Here is a 15,173-nt window from a genome sequence, read left to right as displayed (position 1 = left end):
GGCGACCAAACTATTCGAAGTAGACCGAGCCCTGATTATACAAGGTGCAGAGCAATCCCAGCAGTGCCTCGTCGTCGGCAAACCGGGACAGCCTGGCGGAATCAACCCGCGCGCCGGCGCACAACAGCGCTGCCATCGGCCGGGCGTCACCTTTCAGCAGGTACTGTTCACCATCCACGAACAAGGCGGTTTCATCATCGAAATCGTAGTAGGCGAAGCGGGAGCCTTCGTTCCACCGAAGCTGCTCGCCGGATCGGATGGCCCCGGCAAATTCCTCGGTCGACGCCGGTTCCTCGGCGGGCACGACAATATCCATGCTCTTGGGAGCGGTGGCGTACTGGCCGAACCAGAGGGAAAGCTGGCGTCGATCGCCGAGTTTTTCACGCAATACGGCGTCCAGTTTGTCGATCACCGCCGGTTGTATGGTGCCGGGATTGTCCTGAACCTGAAGTTCCGGATCATTGAGATGGTCAGAGGCATCAGACTGGCTGCAGAGGAAATCGGTGAAGCCCGTCAGAAGGTCGTCGACGGTCGGAGCCCGAAAGCCCACCGACAGCGTAATACAGTCGTTCTCGGCAATGCCATGGTGTCCGATTCCCGGGGGCAGGTACAGCATGTCGCCCGGGGCCAGGGTGACCGTCTCTTCGCCATCCCAACTGCTCAGAATGCGCAGTGGGGTGCCTTCGACGCGGGGCGACGTATGATCGCAGTGTCCACCGAAGGTCCAGCGACGGTTGCCCTGGGCCTGGAGCAAAAAAACATCGTATTGGTCGTAGTGGGGGCCCACGCTGCCGCCTTTCGGCGCGAAGCTGGCCATGATGTCATCCAGTCGCCAGTTGGGCACGAAGCGGAAGTTTTCCAGCAGGTCGGCGATCTCCGGAACCCAGTGGTCAAGGCCCTGAACCAGCAAGGTCCAGTCCTGTTCCGGTAATTGGCTGAAACGTTCGGGCGTAAACGGGCCGTTGTGCAGCTGCCAGGGTTTGCCGTCGTCGTTTTCGATAACGATCCGGGACTCGACGGCTTCCTCGCAGGCGAGGCCGGCGAGCTCGTCCGGACTGACCGGAGATTCCAGGTCTGGAAAAGCCTGGCGGATAACCAGCGGTTTCTTCTGCCAGTAATCCCGCAGAAATTCGGAGGCTGTCAGTCCGCCAAGCATGTCCATGTGTCCGCTCCCGGGTTCAGATGTTGCGTGCCTGATCGATGGCGTTGCCAATGTAGCTGCCCGGAGTCAACGCCATCAACTCGTTTTTGGCAGCCTCGGGGATGTCGAGTGTCTCAACGAAATTCTTGATCACTTCTGGCGTCATTGCCTTGCCGCGGGTCAAGGCCTTGAGTTTTTCATAGGGCTTTTCGATGTTGTATCGACGCATGACCGTCTGAATTGGCTCGGCGAGTACTTCCCAGGCATGGTCAAGGTCCTCATCAAGACGTGCCGGATTAATCTCCAGCTTGCCAAGGCCCTTCAGGGTGGCTTCATAGGCGATCAGGCTGTGGGCAAATCCGACCCCAAGGTTGCGCAGTACGGTGGAGTCAGTCAGATCTCGCTGCCAGCGGGAAATCGGGAGCTTGGCCGACAGATGCCCGAGCAGCGCATTGGCGATTCCCAGATTGCCTTCGGAGTTCTCGAAATCGATCGGATTTACCTTGTGGGGCATGGTGGAGGAACCCACTTCGCCTTCCACGGTCTTCTGCTTGAAGTAGCCCAGGGAGATGTAGCCCCAGATATCGCGATCCAGGTCGATCAGAATGGTGTTGAAGCGGGCAACCGCATCGTACAGTTCGGCGATGTAGTCGTGGGGCTCAATCTGGGTGGTGTAAGGGTTCCAGTCCAGGCCGAGGCTTTCGATGAATTCTCGGGCATTGGCCGACCAGTCAATGCTGGGGTAGGCCGACAGGTGAGCGTTGTAGTTGCCAACCGCACCATTGATCTTGCCCAGCAATTCGGTGGCGCGAATCTGTTTCAGCTGTCGCCGCAGGCGATGAACCACATTCGCCAGTTCCTTGCCGACGGTGGTCGGGGAGGCGGTCTGGCCGTGGGTGCGGGAGAGCATCGGCTGTTCCGCGTGGGTCTGGGCCAGTTCGCCAAGCCTGGCGACCACGCGGTCCATGGCTGGCAACAGGCCATGGTCCAGACCTTCCCGTAACATCAGGGCGTGAGAGAGGTTGTTGATGTCTTCAGAGGTGCAGGCAAAATGCACAAACTCGGTGACGGCGTGAAGCTCTGGAACGTCAGCGATCTTTTCCTTGATAAAGTATTCGACGGCTTTAACGTCGTGATTGGTCGTGCGCTCAATGTCTTTGATGCGCTCCGCATCCGGCAGCCCGAATTCACTGACCAGCTTGTCGAGAAACGCGTTTGCCTCGGATGAAAAGGCGGGAACCTCCGCAATCTCCGGGTGAGCTGCCAGCTTCTGGAGCCAGCGAATTTCGACGGTTACGCGGTTCCTGATCAGGCCATATTCACTGAATATGTCTCGGAAGACGCTGACTTTGTTGCCGTAACGTCCGTCGACCGGGGAAATGGCGGTCAGGGCGGTGAGTTCCATCGAAAACCTCTCAAATCATCAAAGAAACGGGACAAAAGAAAATGTGGGGCGAATATGATACACCAGCGCTGCGTCCGAAGCAGTTGTATTGGAATTACAGGGGCCGATTGGCTTGCTCTGCGAGTTCCCGGGCGTGCCGGATGACTTTTTTGCGGGCGAAGATCAACTGCCACCGCCGGCCACCGGTCTGGCGCCAGAGTACTGCTGAACGAATGCCCGCAAGGAGCAGGGCGCGAACCCTCGCGGCGTTCTCCTCCTGCTGCAGCACAGTGGGGTTGCCGCTGACCTGGATTCTCAGGCGGAAGGTGCTGATGGTGTCTGCATAGATTGAAGCAAGATTGCTGATCAGGTTGCCGTGCGTGTAGCCAAAATGACTGGCCGTGTGCCGGGCCTGATCGATTCGGCTGCCAATCACGTCCAGCATATCCGGTCGACGGTTGAGCTTTGACTCAAGGTGGATCAGATTCAGTACGTAACGCAAGACTTCAATGTCCTGCTGTTTGCTCTGCTCGCTCAGGACCGACGAGAGCGTGACCAGGCCCTCGCGGATATCCGCCAGATCACCACCGTACACGTCCAGGGTTGATGCCGGGTCCGTTGCAAACAGGGAGCGGATGCAGGTTTCCAGGCTGGCCTCCGTGCATTGGCCGTTATGGGCGATCTGCTGGACCAGGTTGGCGGCCTGGAACACACCTGCCAGTGCGAGGGTTTGATCGTTTAGGGTACGGCTCATGCACCGGCTTCCTGTTGTGGCAATGCGGCTACACGCGCGGGCAGTGCTTCGCCATCGCGCCAGGTTTCTTCTATTACACCACCGCCCAGACAAACCTCGCCGTCATAGAATACGACCGACTGACCAGGCGTGACGGCCCTCTGGGCATCGTCAAAGATCACCTTGACGCCGTGCTCCAGAACCTGGACTTCGCAGTCCTGATCCGGCTGCCGGTAGCGGGTCTTGGCCTTGCAACGGAAGCGATGGGCTGGTGCTTCGCCTGCCACCCAGTCAATGGGGCCGGATACAAGCCCTCGAGAGAACAGCAGCGGGTGCTGTTTGCCCTGCACCGCGATCAGCACGTTTCTGTCGAGGTCCTTTTCCGCCACGTACCAGGGCTGGTCTCCGAAATCGCTGAGTCCGCCGATCCCAAGCCCCTGGCGTTGTCCGATGGTGTGGTACATCAGGCCCTGATGTCGGCCAATAACCTTGCCGTCCGGCGTTTCGATGTCACCGGGCTGGGCCGGAAGATACTGCTTCAGGAAGTCAGTGAACTTGCGTTCGCCGATGAAACAGATACCGGTGGAGTCCTTTTTGTCGTGGGTGACAAAGCCCTGGGCTTCGGCAATCCGTCGGACTTCCGGTTTTTCCAGCTCTCCCACCGGGAACAGGGTTCGGGCGATCCGTTCGCCGGAGACCGCGTGCAGAAAGTAGCTCTGGTCCTTATTGGGGTCGAGCCCCTTGAGCAGTTGGGCTTTGCCCGAGCCATCATCGAGCGGACGCTGACGCGTGTAGTGCCCGGTGGCTATGTAGTCGGCCCCCAGGGTAACGGCGTAATCCAGAAACGCGCGGAACTTTACTTCCTTATTGCAAAGGATGTCGGGATTGGGCGTGCGTCCAGCGGTGTACTCGGACAAAAAGTGTTCAAACACCCGATCCCAGTACTCGGCGGCGAAGCTGGCGGTGTGAAGCTTGATGCCGATGGTCTCGGCAACCGCCTGCGCGTCTGCCAGGTCGGTCATGGCCGTGCAGTATTCAGTACCGTCATCTTCGTCCCAGTTCTTCATGAACAGCCCTTCGACCTGGTAACCCTGGTCTTTCAGCAGCCAGGCTGCGACAGACGAGTCCACACCGCCGGACATGCCGACGATCACTCGGGTGCGTGCTGTGGGACGTGTTTCGGTTGCGTGTGTCATGAATACTTCAATCTGCCTGAAAAGCCGCCAAGTTTATCATTTGTCAGTCGTTACGTCTGCGCATCCACAACGACATCCAGAGGAAAGCGACGACCGTTTCGGTAATCTTCTATGCACTCCAGGACCAGGGGGCTTCGTAATTTGTCCCCCAACTGGCGTATGTCTTCCAGATGCATCCAGTGTGCGGCAATAATGCCGGTGTCGAGCTCGTCTGTGACGTGTTCCAGGGCGCGGGCGGAGTAACAGAATCTGTAGTAGGTAACACCATTGGCTGGCGCCTTGTAGGTGTAAACACCGAGAAAGTGTTCCGGTTCAACGCGCCAGCCGGTCTCTTCCAGGGTCTCCCGTCTGACGGCGTCGAGAATGGCTTCACCCTCTTCAACATGGCCTGCGGGCTGGTTGAAGACGATGCGACCGCTACTATGTTCCTCGACAACGAGGTAGCGGCCTTGCTGGTCTTCTACGATAACGGCAACGGTGGCGTGAGGGGTCCAGGTCATCGTTTTTTGGCGCTCCTTGTTGGCTTGCCTGACTTTCTGGCCGTCGTGGGCTTCCGGCGAGGCCTGGGCGCGGGAACGTGTACCGCGACAGTTCGGAATTCGCCGGGATTCAAACCGTTCAGGGTCCAGTCTCCCACACGGTAGCGGATGAGTCTGAGTGTTGGAAAGCCGACGGCAGCCGTCATGCGGCGGACTTGCCGATTTCGGCCTTCGGTGATTGTGAGTTCCAGCCAGCTGGTCGGCACGGAGTCCCGATGCCGAACCGGCGGGGTTCTTCCCCAGACTGAGGGCTCGTCCAGTCTGGCGGCTTTGGCGGGCGCGGTGTTGCCGTCCTTGAGGCTGACGCCGCGCTCCAACTGGGCCAGCGCGGCGTCGGTAATCAGGCCTTCCACCTGTACCCAGTAGGTCTTGGGCATTTTCCGCGACGGCGAAGCAATTCGATGCTGGAGCGCGCCGTCGCCCGTTAGCAGCAGAAGTCCCTCCGAATCGTAATCAAGCCTGCCCGCCGGATAGATGCCGGGCACCGAGATCCAATCTGCCAGGGTTGCCCGGACTGGCTTGGACGGATCCTTGCGGTCATCTGTGAACTGGCTCAGAACTCGAAACGGTTTATTGAAAAGAATCAGATCGGCCATTCCAGTCAGTGCATCCGGGGTGTTAGGTTGGGTTAGGACTGGAAGGGTACTGCAACAGAGGTGAATGGCAAAGCGGGCCGGTTTGTCTTCTAAGGGGTGTTTTTCAGGGCACAAACAAAACCTTGCCCGGGCTTCGACCGAGCTGGATTGACTCATACCGGCTTGGGTGCGCCTACCTTTCGACTGGTAGGCCAGTAGGCGCGCCGGAACATTCAGCGAAACTCAGTCAGGCATTCGCTGCTCGGGGCGGGTAGTCGCCCCGGCCGGAATCGTCCGAACCCGATTTTTTCTCGGCCGACGATCCAGAGCTATCCTGAGACTGTTTTTGGGGCTGTTCGTCCGGAACAATGTTGATTGCGTGAACGCCCTTATCGCTGGGTTTTTTGTCAAAGGTTACGGTCTGGCCGGCTTTCAGTGTCTTGTAACCGTCCATCTGTACCGACGAAAAGTGGGCAAACAGGTCATCGCTGCAGCCATCCTCAATAATGAAACCGTACCCTTTGGCATTGTTGAACCACTTGACCTTGCCTCTTGGCATGATGAACTCCCCTGTCCATGTGCTGTCACACTTTATTATTGGTGCAGTGCGCATTCCGGTCGTAATTGCCCGACTCGGGTCCTGTTACGTAAAGCTCGTATGAATTTACATTATTTAACAATGCAAGTTAACTTTCGACCAAACGGCGCGATGAGTCAATAGTTTCTATTGCCGGAATGTGTGGTTGAACGCGGTCCGGAACCGGTATCATGATCGTAGTGATAAATATCTCACGCCCGGTTTTTCGGCTTCGCTTGAAAACACGGGTACTGACAACCACATTACAGCAAGGGCACCGATAAACCGGTAAAGAATGATGCGGACTATCGAAGATTCTCTACTAGTATTTAATCAAGGGGAGGACGAACAACCGGGACGACAGGACGATCTCAGCGTTGCGCCCGAAAAACCCGCCCTGAAGCACCCGGCGAGGTATCGCGTGGTGTTATTGAACGACGATTACACGCCCATGGATTTTGTGGTGGACGTGTTGATGACCTTCTTCGGTATGAACGAAGAAAAGGCGACGCAGGTGATGCTGCTCGTCCATACGCAAGGAAAAGCCGTATGTGGGGTATATACCCGAGACATCGCAGAAACAAAGGCGGCACAGGTGAACCAGTATTCCTCGGAATGCGAACATCCGCTCCTTTGCGAGATTGAACGTGCGGACTGACAGACGTTGGGGTGGCCCATGCTGAGCAAAGATCTTGAAATTACGCTGAATACGGCCTTCAAAAATGCCCGGGACAAGCGTCATGAGTTTATGACGGTCGAGCATTTACTGTTGGCCCTGCTAGACAATGAGTCGGCGGTGGGTGTTCTGAAAGCCTGTGGAGCAGATCTCGAGCGGCTTCAGGAAGAGCTCGTGGAGTTTGTCGATTCCACCACGCCGTTGATTCCCAGTAACGACAGTGAGCGGGAGACTCAGCCGACCCTGGGTTTCCAGCGTGTGCTGCAGAGGGCGGTTTTCCATGTCCAGTCCTCGGGCAAGAAAGAAGTGACCGGGGCGAATGTCCTGGTTGCGATCTTCAGTGAGCAGGAGAGTCAGGCGGTTTATGTTCTGAAAAAACAGAGCATTGCGCGCATTGATGTCGTCAACTTCGTCTCCCATGGAATTTCCCGGGTTCAGGGTGCTGAAGATCAGGAAGGTCATGATCAGGCAGCTCCCGATGAAGCAGGCGAAGAGGGTGGGCATTCCAAGCCACTGGAGAGCTACGCGACCAATCTGAATGAACAGGCCCGTCAGGGCCGGATCGATCCCCTGATCGGCCGGGAGCACGAGGTTGAACGGGTTGTTCAGATCCTGGTGCGTCGGCGCAAGAACAATCCATTGCTGGTTGGCGAGGCGGGCGTCGGCAAGACCGCAATCGCCGAAGGCCTGGCGAAGCGTATCGTGGATGGCCAGGTTCCTGAAATCATATCGGACGCGGTGGTGTATTCGCTCGATCTGGGAGCGCTGCTGGCGGGAACCAAGTACCGCGGTGACTTCGAGAAGCGGCTCAAGGGCTTGCTGGCGGAGCTGAAGAAAGAAAAGCACGCCATTCTCTTCATTGACGAGATTCATACCATCATCGGCGCCGGGTCCGCGTCCGGCGGTGTCATGGATGCGTCCAACCTGTTGAAACCCATGCTTGGTTCGGGCGAGATCCGCTGCATTGGTTCCACCACCTTCCAGGAATTCCGCGGAATTTTCGAGAAGGACAGTGCGTTGGCGCGTCGCTTCCAGAAGATCGATGTCAATGAACCAAGCGTTGAGGATACCTACCAGATTCTGAAGGGCCTCAAGCCGAACTTCGAGAAACATCACGACCTGAAATATACCGACAAGGCACTGCGCGTGGCTGCCGAACTGGCAGATCGTTATATCACCGATCGTCATTTGCCGGACAAGGCCATTGACGTGATCGATGAAGCCGGGGCCCGGCAGCGTCTCCAGCCGGAAAATAAGCGGAAAAAGGCGATTGATGTGTCTGACATCGAGGATGTCGTTGCCAACATCGCCCGCATTCCGCCCAAGAATGTCTCCACCAGTGACAAGGACCTGCTGCGCAATCTGGAGCGGGATCTCAAGATGGTGGTCTTCGGTCAGGACCCCGCCATCGAGTCGCTGTCCACGGCAATCAAACTGGCCAGAGCCGGTTTGAAGGCCCCGGAAAAGCCGGAAGGCGCATTCCTGTTTGCCGGTCCTACCGGCGTGGGCAAGACCGAGGTGACCAAACAGTTGGCCAAGGTTCTGGGTATCGAGCTGGTCCGCTTTGACATGTCCGAGTACATGGAGCGGCATACCGTGTCCCGCCTGATCGGTGCACCTCCGGGTTATGTGGGGTATGACCAGGGCGGCCTGCTGACCGAAGCGGTCAACAAGCACCCGCATTGCGTGTTGCTTCTGGACGAGATCGAAAAAGCCCATCCGGAAGTGTTCAACCTGCTGTTGCAGGTAATGGACCACGGTACGCTGACCGACAACAACGGTCGCAAGGCCGACTTCCGTCACGTGATCCTTGTGATGACCACCAACGCCGGTGCCGAAAGCATGGCCCGCCGCTCAATTGGCTTCAACGAGCAGGACCACAGCACGGATGGCATGGAAATCATCGGCAAGACGTTCACCCCGGAATTCCGGAACCGTCTCGATGGCATTATCCAGTTTGCCGATCTGCAGAAGAGCACCATCACTCACGTGGTCGACAAGTTCCTCACCGAGTTGCAGGCGCAACTCGACGAGAAACATGTTGTCCTTCATGTGGACGAGGATGCCAAGGTCTGGCTGGCTGAAAAGGGCTACGATGTCACCATGGGTGCGCGCCCGATGTCGCGCCTGATCCAGGATAAGATCAAGCGTCCGCTGGCGGAACAGATCTTGTTCGGGCGGCTGTCCGAGAAGGGCGGGGATGTCTACATCCACCTGCGTGATGACGACCTGGTGTTTGATTACGAGGATGAGCCCGCGGAAGCGGTCTAGCCCGGGATCTTTCGTTAACCAACAAAAAACCGCTGCCAACAGGCAGCGGTTTTTTTATGCTCTCCGAGCGGTTGAAACAAAAAAAGCCCCGAAGCGGGGCTTTTCAGATGCCAGAAAGCCTTAACGGGCGCGGTACACAATGCGGCCCTTGCTCAGGTCATAGGGAGTCAGCTCAACCTTGACCTTGTCTCCGGTCAGAATACGGATGTAGTTCTTGCGCATCTTTCCGGAAATATGAGCAGTCACCACGTGGCCGTTGCTGAGTTCAACACGGAACATGGTATTTGGAAGGGTGTCGATGATAACGCCTTCCATTTCAATGACATCTGATTTCGCCATTCAGTAGAAACCTCTCTTGGAATGTACTTCTCGTGATTTTAAATTGCGCAATTCTGCCTGAATTATCGGCATTTGGCAAAAATCAGTTCAAATCGATGGTTCGCCAGTGCCCATCCCGCAGCGCTTCAATCGGCGTGAAGCGGGTTTTGTAGTTCATCTTGCGACATTCCCGAATCCAGTAGCCCAGATACAAGTGGGGCAGTGCCCTCCGCTTTGCTTCGTCTATCTGCCAGAGAATGGCGTAAGTGCCGAGGCTGCGGTGTTCGAGTGCCGGCTTGAACACGGTATAGATGGCGGACAGGCCGTCGTCGAGCAGATCGATGGCGGCAAGGCCGACCAGCTCGCTCTCCAGCCGGATTTCCAGAAACCAGGAATCCGTAGCACCATCCACCAGGAAGGAGGTGAACTGTTCCCTGGACGGCGGATACATGTCTCCGTCCTTGTGACGCTCCTCAATGTATTCCGCATAAAGCCGGTAATACTGCTCGCTGAAACTGGCCGGGACCAAATTGAATTCGAGGTCGCGATTTTTCCGGAGCACGCGCTTCTGATTTCTGTCAGGCTCAAAATCATCCACCCTCAGTCTGACTGGAATGCAGGCATTGCAGCTTTCACAATGGGGTCGATAGTAATGGGAGCCGCTTCGCCGAAAGCCCAGCGCGGTTAGCTGGCTATACAGCTTTTTGTCGATGTGGGCCCTGGGGTCGACAAACATGGTGGTCGCTTCACGGTCCGGGAGGTAACTGCAGTCATGAGGTGGGGTTGCGAAGAACACCAATGTTCTCAGATTGCTCATTCACGCCTCCGGACCAGACCATTGCCAGCGAAATGTCCAGTTGTGCCGAGCCGGTTCCCGATCGACACATGCCCTGAGTATAGATAAAAACTCGCTTCTGGGAATACTACGGGCCCCCATCGTGAGCAGATGATGGCTTTCCACCTGGCAGTCCATCATTTTGTAATCCCATTCCCGGAGTTGATTGGCAAGGTGGACCATCAGTACCTTTGAGGCGTTTGTTTCAAGCGAGAACATGGACTCGCCGAAAAAGCACTGGCCGATTGCCAGTCCATACATGCCCCCCGCCAGCTCACCGGCGCGGTTCCAGACCTCGATTGAATGCGCGTACCCCTCGCGGTGAAGTTCGGAGTAGCTGGCAATCATGTCTTCGGTGATCCACGTGCCTTCGGCCCGGGTGGTTGCGCACAATCGAATGATGCGGCCAAAAGCGTGATCTGCGGTGACACTGAATCGCCCCTGATTCAATGTTCGTCGCAAACTGCGGGAAACGTGAATGTCGTGGGGAACGAGGACGCAGCGCGGATTTGGGGACCACCAGAGTATCGGCTGGTCGTCGCTGTACCAGGGAAAGATCCCGTTTTTATAGGCAAGGAGAAGTCGTTCGGTAGACAGGTCTCCACCGAGGGCCAGCAGGCCGTCGGGATCGTCCAGTGCTTCGTCTGCGGGCGGGAACCAGAGTTGGTCCGGGTCAAGCCAGGGTAGTGAGGTCATCCTGCTCCGGTTTGGGAGTTTGCCTGCATGGTATGTGGTTCTGGATCTCGGTCCGTGGGCGCCAATGGCATGAAGATGCTTCATTGCACACTACGCCGTCCGTGGCTTCGCACAATTTCAGCAATTGGCACCCGCAGGCCTTGCCAAACTATTGAACGTCTATTGGCAGTTTAGTTCAGTCCTGCTGGTCCAGAAATTTTTCTGCGTCCAGTGCCGCCATGCAGCCGAAACCGGCTGAGGTGACCGCTTGGCGGTACACATGGTCTGCCACGTCACCAGCGGCGAACACCCCGGGAATACTGCTCTGGGTGGCCATACCTTCAAGACCGGAGCGGATGCGGATATAGCCATTCTCCATGTCAAGTTGACCCTGGAACAGGTCGGTGTTGGGCTTGTGACCGATGGCAATGAAGACGCCGGCCAGGTCTAGCTCCTGGGTTGAGTCGTCTTTGGTGCTCTTGATCCGCATGCCGGTTACGCCGGTGCCATCGCCCAGGACTTCATCAAGGGTATGATCCCAGACAATCTTGACGTTGCCATTCTCGGCTTTCTCGAACAGCTTGTCCTGAAGGATTTTTTCGGCACGGAGGCTGTCCCGGCGGTGTACCAGAGTTACCTCATCGGCAATGTTGGAAAGGTACAGCGCTTCTTCCACGGCAGTGTTGCCGCCGCCAATCACCGCAACTTTCTGTTTCTTGTAGAAGAAACCATCACAGGTGGCGCAGGCAGACACGCCCTGGCCCTTGAATTTCTCCTCGGAGTCGAGGCCCAGATACATCGCCGAGGCACCGGTTGCGATAATCAGCGCATCGCAGGTGTATTCGCCGCCATCGCCCTTCAGGCGGAATGGTCGCTCGCGAAGGTCGGCCTCATTGATGGTGTCGTACACAATGCTGGTTTCGAAGCGCTCTGCGTGCTTGAGCATGCGCTGCATGAGCTCGGGCCCCTGAACGCCGTCGTTGTCTCCCGGCCAGTTGTCCACATCGGTGGTGGTGGTGAGCTGGCCGCCGACCTCAATGCCTGTGATCAGGGTGGGATTGAGGTTGGCACGGGCGGCATAAACCGCGGCGGTGTAACCGGCAGGGCCGGAACCAAGAATGATCAGTCGGGAATGTTTGGTTTCGCTCATTTGTGTCTGTCTCTCACTAAAAACGGGTACGACGTTGATGCCCTTGATGGGCTCAAATTTGCGGAGAACGGGCAGAAGGCTAACACGAATGAGGCAGCCTGCCATTCGAATTGGCCAATTCTGCTTATAAAACTTTGCTATTTATTCAAGGACGGAAACCGTGGCGAGAAGTTGCCTAACCCGTTCTGCACTCTTGCCGGACTCTCCCTGTTCAAGGCGATGTTCTGCAACCGCCGGGAACACGGCTTGAATGTCATCGGGCAGGACATGATGGCGCCCTTCCATCAGAGCCCATGCCTTTGCCGCTCTCAACAGACCGAGGCCGGCCCGGGGTGACAGGCCATAAAGCAGTCCCGGCATGCGACGGCTCTGTTCCAGCAGACGCTGAACATAGTCCAGCAGCGCGGGGCTGGCTTTTACGCGGTTGACGGCCTCCTGAAGTGTGGTCAGTTCCTTCTGGGGCAGGAGAGCCTGCAATCGATCAGTCATGGCGCGGCGATCCTCGCCCTCCAACAGCTCCCTCTCTGCCCTCGGGTCCGGGTAACCGAGGCGCAGGCGCATCAGAAAACGGTCGAGCTGGGATTCCGGTAAAGGAAAGGTGCCCCCCTGTTCTATGGGGTTCTGGGTTGCAATCACGAAAAATGGCTGGGGCAGGGGCCGGGTCTGCCCCTCAATCGATACCTGCCGCTCTTCCATGGCTTCGAGCAGGGCACTCTGGGTTCTCGGCGAGGCGCGGTTGATCTCGTCGGCCAGTACGATCTGGGCGAAAATGGGGCCCGGATGAAATACCAGGCTGCCGGCTTCCTTGTCGTACATGGAGTAGCCAAGTACGTCGGCCGGCAACAGATCATTCGTGAACTGGATGCGTTGGTAGGAGAGCCCCATGATCTTGGCAAGCGCATGGGAGAGGGTGGTCTTGCCCATGCCTGGGATGTCTTCGATCAGCAGGTGGCCTCTGGCCAGCAGGCCACAGAGTGCCAGACGCACCTGTTGCTCTTTGCCTAGCAATATCTGGTTCAGTTCGCTGACAACGGTGTCGACCAGTTTTTTCATTATGGCGTCAGTCCCTCACACGCTTGAGAATGTCGCCGTAGGCGTCGATGCGACGGTCTCTCAGATACGGCCAGATACGGCGAATCGATTCACTGCGTGTGCGGTCAAGCGTGGTGGCCAGAATGCATTCACTGTTTTCGTCCGCGCGCGCAAGGAATTCGCCCTGCGGACCACAGATGAAGCTGTTACCCCAGAAACGAATGCCGTCCGATTGATTGGAAGGATCGGGTTCTGTTCCGACGCGGTTCGGTGCAACGACCGGAAGGTTGTTGGCGACAGCATGGCCTCTCTGCACCGTTACCCAGGCCTCGAGCTGTCGCACCTGCTCTTCCGGATCATCCGTCATATCCCAGCCAATGGCCGTGGGGTAGATCAGGATTTCAGCGCCGGCCAGCGCCATCAATCGGGCCGCCTCCGGATACCACTGGTCCCAGCACACCAGTACACCCAGTTTGCCGACGGAGGTATGGATGGGTGTGAACCCGCTGCGACCGTCGTTGAACTGGGCATCGCCCGGCGTGAAGTAAAATTTCTCGTAGAACCCCGGGTCGTCCGGGATGTGCATTTTGCGGTACAGGCCGGCTATAGAGCCGTCCTTCTCGAAAACCACTGCAGTATTGTGGTACACGCCATTCATCCGGCGCTCGAAAATGGATCCGACCAGGACAATGCCCAGCTCCCGTGCGAGATCGGACAGTCTCTGACTGGTTGGTCCCGGGATAGGCTCGGCGAGTTCGAAGACGTCCGTGTCTTCCGTCTGGCAGAAATACAGGGTGGCGTGTAGTTCCTGCAGGACAACCAGCTCCGCACCATTGGCGACGGCCTCCCTGACCAGCTTTTCAGTCGTGGCAAGACTCGCAGCCTTGTCGTCCGTGCAGGCCTGCTGGACAGCAGCCAGGTTCAGAGTTTGGGGGGTGGCGTTGTTGCTCATGGAGAAACCACTCCTGCCGGAATCTGCATGGTGACGCAATGGAGGCTTCCGTGCTGGAGAATCAGTGCCCGGCAGTTGATCGGAATGATTTCCCGATCAGGGAACACGTCTTCAAGAATGGCGATGGCCTCGTCGTCTTGGCGCACCCCATAGGTGGGTACCAGCACCGCACCATTGATAATCAGAAAGTTGGCGTAGGTCGCCGGAAGGCGGTTGCCATCCTCGTCGTGGATCGGGTCAGGCCAGGGCAGGGCCGTCAGTCGGTAAGGGCTTCCGTCGCGCTGGTGGAATTCCTGCAACTCTTCTTCCATGGCGGCCAGAGCGCTGTAGTGCTCGTCGGCAACATCGGAGCAGGCGACATAACAGATGTGGTCCGGAGCACAGAAGCGGGCCAGGGTGTCGATATGGCTGTCGGTGTCGTCACCGGCCAGGTAACCGTGGTTCAGCCAGAGGACGCGGTCCGCGCCAAATAACTCGGCAAGGAGTCTCTCGATGGCCGTTCGGTCCTCGGATGGATTGCGGGTTGGTGTGAGCAGGCATTCGCTCGTGGTCAGTATGGTGCCTTGACCATCGGATTCGATTGAACCGCCCTCCAGCACGAAGTCAACCGGCTGCAAAGGCGTGGCCCCGAAGGCGCCGGCGTTTGCAAGATGTCGGTTGAGGGCGTTGTCTTTTTCTGCCGGGAACTTGCCGCCCCAGGCGTTAAAACGAAAGTCCAGAAGTGCCAGGCCGTCCTCGGTTTGTACGGTCAGAGGGCCGTGATCCCTCGCCCAGGTGTCATTTGCGGGCGCCGGAACGGCGATGGCCCGTCCGGGCAGCCCGTGTTGCCGGGCGTAGCCATTCAGGGTCTGCTCAAGTTGCTGGAGCCGGGCCACATGTTCGCAGCTTATCAGCAGGTGCTCGAAGCGCAGAACGGTCTTGGCAATGTCTGTAAAAACCGGCTCTACCTGATCAAGAACCTTGGCCCAGTCGGTTCCCGCATGGGGCCATGTCAGCATTATTGCACTTTGCGGAGCCCATTCGGCGGGCAACACACGTCTGGATGTCACTTTAGAGCCACCTTGAATTGTAAAAGCCGCCATTCTAACCAGCGGTGGGCGCAGCGTCAGGATCTGTGCC

General features: G+C 57.5%; 16 protein-coding genes. 2 read left to right on the top strand and 14 right to left on the bottom strand.

Annotated features, from left to right (window positions below; all coding sequences use genetic code 11):
* Positions 1–10: 10 nt before the first annotated feature.
* The 7 genes from KZO34_RS02535 to KZO34_RS18765 form a co-directional block, all read right to left on the bottom strand.
* Complete coding sequence (locus KZO34_RS02535) at positions 11–1,162, bottom strand: cupin domain-containing protein (protein ID WP_219473083.1); 1,152 nt, start codon at positions 1,160–1,162, stop codon at positions 11–13.
* 16 nt (positions 1,163–1,178) lie between these two features.
* Positions 1,179–2,546 (bottom strand): adenylosuccinate lyase, encoded by a 1,368-nt coding sequence (gene purB, locus KZO34_RS02530; RefSeq protein ID WP_219473081.1) that lies wholly within the window; start codon positions 2,544–2,546, stop codon positions 1,179–1,181.
* A 94-nt stretch (positions 2,547–2,640) separates the two neighbouring features.
* Positions 2,641–3,279, bottom strand: coding sequence for a high frequency lysogenization protein HflD (hflD, locus tag KZO34_RS02525; RefSeq protein ID WP_219473078.1), 639 nt, complete (start codon positions 3,277–3,279; stop codon positions 2,641–2,643).
* Entirely contained in the window at positions 3,276–4,466 is a 1,191-nt protein-coding gene (gene mnmA, locus KZO34_RS02520) for a tRNA 2-thiouridine(34) synthase MnmA (RefSeq protein WP_308318815.1), read from the bottom strand. The genes hflD and mnmA overlap by 4 nt, the downstream gene beginning before the upstream one ends.
* A 38-nt stretch (positions 4,467–4,504) precedes the next feature.
* The gene (locus tag KZO34_RS02515; RefSeq protein ID WP_219473074.1) at positions 4,505–4,954 is read right to left on the bottom strand and encodes an NUDIX hydrolase; all 450 of its coding nucleotides are present in this window, start codon (positions 4,952–4,954) and stop codon (positions 4,505–4,507) included.
* Entirely contained in the window at positions 4,951–5,589 is a 639-nt protein-coding gene (locus KZO34_RS02510) for a pseudouridine synthase (protein ID WP_219473072.1), read from the bottom strand. The genes KZO34_RS02515 and KZO34_RS02510 overlap by 4 nt, the downstream gene beginning before the upstream one ends.
* 226 nt (positions 5,590–5,815) lie before the next feature.
* On the bottom strand, positions 5,816–6,127 hold the full coding sequence (locus KZO34_RS18765) for a cold shock domain-containing protein (protein WP_219473068.1): 312 nt from the start codon (positions 6,125–6,127) through the stop codon (positions 5,816–5,818).
* Positions 6,128–6,443: 316 nt separating this feature from the next.
* Here KZO34_RS18765 and clpS point away from each other — a divergent pair, with 316 nt between their 5' ends.
* Positions 6,444–6,803 (top strand): ATP-dependent Clp protease adapter ClpS, encoded by a 360-nt coding sequence (gene clpS, locus KZO34_RS02500; protein WP_257900287.1) that lies wholly within the window; start codon positions 6,444–6,446, stop codon positions 6,801–6,803.
* An 18-nt stretch (positions 6,804–6,821) separates the two neighbouring features.
* Positions 6,822–9,092, top strand: a complete 2,271-nt coding sequence (clpA, locus tag KZO34_RS02495) for an ATP-dependent Clp protease ATP-binding subunit ClpA (RefSeq protein WP_219473066.1) — start codon at positions 6,822–6,824, stop codon at positions 9,090–9,092.
* 120 nt (positions 9,093–9,212) lie between these two features.
* On the opposite strand, the gene infA is transcribed toward clpA, so the two are convergent.
* The 7 genes from infA to KZO34_RS02460 form a co-directional block, all read right to left on the bottom strand.
* Positions 9,213–9,431, bottom strand: coding sequence for a translation initiation factor IF-1 (gene infA, locus KZO34_RS02490; RefSeq protein WP_014421226.1), 219 nt, complete (start codon positions 9,429–9,431; stop codon positions 9,213–9,215).
* A gap of 82 nt (positions 9,432–9,513) precedes the next feature.
* Entirely contained in the window at positions 9,514–10,227 is a 714-nt protein-coding gene (locus tag KZO34_RS02485; protein ID WP_219473065.1) for an arginyltransferase, read from the bottom strand.
* Positions 10,228–10,941 carry a leucyl/phenylalanyl-tRNA--protein transferase gene (gene aat / locus KZO34_RS02480; protein ID WP_219473063.1) on the bottom strand — a complete coding sequence of 238 codons (714 nt, stop codon included), beginning with the start codon at positions 10,939–10,941 and terminating at the stop codon, positions 10,228–10,230.
* Between the two features lie 175 nt (positions 10,942–11,116).
* On the bottom strand, positions 11,117–12,070 hold the full coding sequence (trxB, locus tag KZO34_RS02475; RefSeq protein ID WP_219473061.1) for a thioredoxin-disulfide reductase: 954 nt from the start codon (positions 12,068–12,070) through the stop codon (positions 11,117–11,119).
* Between the two features lie 141 nt (positions 12,071–12,211).
* On the bottom strand, positions 12,212–13,123 hold the full coding sequence (locus KZO34_RS02470; RefSeq protein WP_219473058.1) for an AAA family ATPase: 912 nt from the start codon (positions 13,121–13,123) through the stop codon (positions 12,212–12,214).
* Positions 13,124–13,130: 7 nt separating this feature from the next.
* Positions 13,131–14,054, bottom strand: coding sequence for a carbon-nitrogen hydrolase (locus KZO34_RS02465; RefSeq protein WP_219473055.1), 924 nt, complete (start codon positions 14,052–14,054; stop codon positions 13,131–13,133).
* On the bottom strand, positions 14,051–15,103 hold the full coding sequence (locus tag KZO34_RS02460; RefSeq protein ID WP_308318758.1) for an agmatine deiminase family protein: 1,053 nt from the start codon (positions 15,101–15,103) through the stop codon (positions 14,051–14,053). Before KZO34_RS02460 ends, KZO34_RS02465 begins: the two co-directional genes overlap by 4 nt.
* Positions 15,104–15,173 lie beyond the last annotated feature (70 nt).

This window comes from Marinobacter sp. F4206 (genome assembly GCF_019392195.1).
Lineage (GTDB): Bacteria > Pseudomonadota > Gammaproteobacteria > Pseudomonadales > Oleiphilaceae > Marinobacter.
The sequence above is the reverse complement of the archived record's forward strand: the minus strand, read 5'-3'. Positions and strand labels throughout refer to the sequence as shown.

What these genes read in the sequence shown, in the direction of transcription:
- clpS (WP_257900287.1), top strand. Translation starts at nt 6,444, where the DNA reads ATGCGGACTATCGAAGATTCTCTACTAGTATTTAATCAAGGGGAGGAC.
- KZO34_RS18765 (WP_219473068.1), bottom strand. Translation starts at nt 6,127, where the DNA reads ATGCCAAGAGGCAAGGTCAAGTGGTTCAACAATGCCAAAGGGTACGGT.
- clpA (WP_219473066.1), top strand. Translation starts at nt 6,822, where the DNA reads ATGCTGAGCAAAGATCTTGAAATTACGCTGAATACGGCCTTCAAAAAT.
- KZO34_RS02535 (WP_219473083.1), bottom strand. Translation starts at nt 1,162, where the DNA reads ATGGACATGCTTGGCGGACTGACAGCCTCCGAATTTCTGCGGGATTAC.
- KZO34_RS02465 (WP_219473055.1), bottom strand. Translation starts at nt 14,054, where the DNA reads ATGAGCAACAACGCCACCCCCCAAACTCTGAACCTGGCTGCTGTCCAG.
- purB (WP_219473081.1), bottom strand. Translation starts at nt 2,546, where the DNA reads ATGGAACTCACCGCCCTGACCGCCATTTCCCCGGTCGACGGACGTTAC.
- aat (WP_219473063.1), bottom strand. Translation starts at nt 10,941, where the DNA reads ATGACCTCACTACCCTGGCTTGACCCGGACCAACTCTGGTTCCCGCCC.
- KZO34_RS02515 (WP_219473074.1), bottom strand. Translation starts at nt 4,954, where the DNA reads ATGACCTGGACCCCTCACGCCACCGTTGCCGTTATCGTAGAAGACCAG.
- infA (WP_014421226.1), bottom strand. Translation starts at nt 9,431, where the DNA reads ATGGCGAAATCAGATGTCATTGAAATGGAAGGCGTTATCATCGACACC.
- KZO34_RS02485 (WP_219473065.1), bottom strand. Translation starts at nt 10,227, where the DNA reads ATGAGCAATCTGAGAACATTGGTGTTCTTCGCAACCCCACCTCATGAC.
- trxB (WP_219473061.1), bottom strand. Translation starts at nt 12,070, where the DNA reads ATGAGCGAAACCAAACATTCCCGACTGATCATTCTTGGTTCCGGCCCT.
- KZO34_RS02510 (WP_219473072.1), bottom strand. Translation starts at nt 5,589, where the DNA reads ATGGCCGATCTGATTCTTTTCAATAAACCGTTTCGAGTTCTGAGCCAG.
- hflD (WP_219473078.1), bottom strand. Translation starts at nt 3,279, where the DNA reads ATGAGCCGTACCCTAAACGATCAAACCCTCGCACTGGCAGGTGTGTTC.
- KZO34_RS02470 (WP_219473058.1), bottom strand. Translation starts at nt 13,123, where the DNA reads ATGAAAAAACTGGTCGACACCGTTGTCAGCGAACTGAACCAGATATTG.